Raw genomic sequence first — 1,559 nt, 5'->3', positions numbered from 1 at the left:
AAATGTTATCAGGTGAGACTATTGCAGCTTATGCACTAACCGAACCTTCATCCGGCACGGATGCAATGAGTGCAAAGACGGCAGCGGTATTATCAAAATGTGGGACATATTACATCTTAAATGGAGAAAAACAATGGATTTCCAACTCTTCTATCGCTGGCCTATTTATTGTGTATGCAAAAGTGAACGGTGAAAAGTTTACTGCTTTCATTATTGAAAAAGGTTACGAAGGAGTCTCCATTAGTCCGGAAGAAAAGAAAATGGGGTTGCGGGGGTCTTCCACGTGTTCTCTCATTTTGGATAATGTAAGAGTACCTTCTGAAAATGTTATTGGTGAAGTAGGGAGAGGGCATATTATTGCGTTTAACGTATTGAATATCGGCCGCCATAAGATTTCAGCCACTTCACTGGGAACTGCAAAGAGATCTATTGAGCTAGCAGTTAGCTATGCCAATGAAAGAAAGCAATTTGGCCTGCCTATTTGCAGCTTCAACTTAATCAAAAATAAACTAGCAGATATGACTATAAAAACGTACGCTAATGAAAGTTCCGTGTATAGAACTGCTGGCGCGATGCAAGAAGGGTTTGAAAATATGAAACAGACGGGCTCCACTGACTTTGGTGAAACGATAGCCCGTTATGCTTTAGCGTGTTCAATCAACAAAGTTATGTCCACAGAAGTTCTTGACTTTATCGTCGATGAAGCATTGCAAATCCACGGTGGCTATGGATATATGGAGGAATATGAGATAGAGAAACTATATCGTGATTCCAGGGTTAATCGGATTTTTGAAGGTACGAATGAAATTAATAGAATCCTCATTGCTACAACATTGCTGAAAGCTTATGAATTGCCTAGTAAGAAAGGTAATGTCGACGAAGGATCGTTACTACGTGAAAAGCAGACACTCCAGCTGATGAAAAACCTTTTTCATTCTACAATAGAGGCTGTTCAGAAGAACGGCCTAACAAATTTAAATCAAGAACAGGAAACAGCTGCATTTATCGCAGACCTAGTCATCGGAATTTATTCGGCGGAAAGCTCCATTTTACGAACGGAAAAAGCAGTACAAGTAACAGGGAAAGATAAAAGCAGCCAAAAAATTGCTTATACGAAAGTATTTATCCATGAAACATCCCAAATGGTCGCCATCAGAGCCTTGAATATTCTAAATCATCTCAGTGACGATGAAGTATTTTCGCGGATTGCTAGCCGTCTTATCATGAGTAGCCCGGAAGATATTGTGGAAGTGAAGCGTAGAATTGCCGATGTAATTATTGAAGCTAAAAAATATGTTTCTTAGATATTAGTGCAGATACCTGATGCTACCCCGATTATTGGGAGCGATAAACAAAGTTCTATTATTAGGAATTTTGGGAATTCATCGAGATAACTAAGTTATCTATTTAGACTTAATAATGGAATCGCTTTCAAATCAGAGGTTTATTTTATAAGGAGTGAATTGAATGGCTAAAGGTGAAGTTTATACCCAGGAAAAGCTAGATCAGTATTATGAAGGAATGAAGAAAAAAAATCTTGGTCCTCTATGGTACGATCT

1 protein-coding gene is annotated in these 1,559 nt (G+C 38.6%); it reads left to right on the top strand.

Translation table 11 applies throughout. From position 1 onward, the window contains the following. Positions 1-1,304: acyl-CoA dehydrogenase family protein (locus AC1DUW_RS28285; RefSeq protein ID WP_477644114.1), on the top strand; the 1,304-nt coding region annotated here is incomplete at its 5' end. Positions 1,305-1,559: the final 255 nt, after the last annotated feature.

The organism is Peribacillus sp. P4_C12, assembly GCF_056402095.1.
The sequence above is the reverse complement of the archived record's forward strand: the minus strand, read 5'-3'. Positions and strand labels throughout refer to the sequence as shown.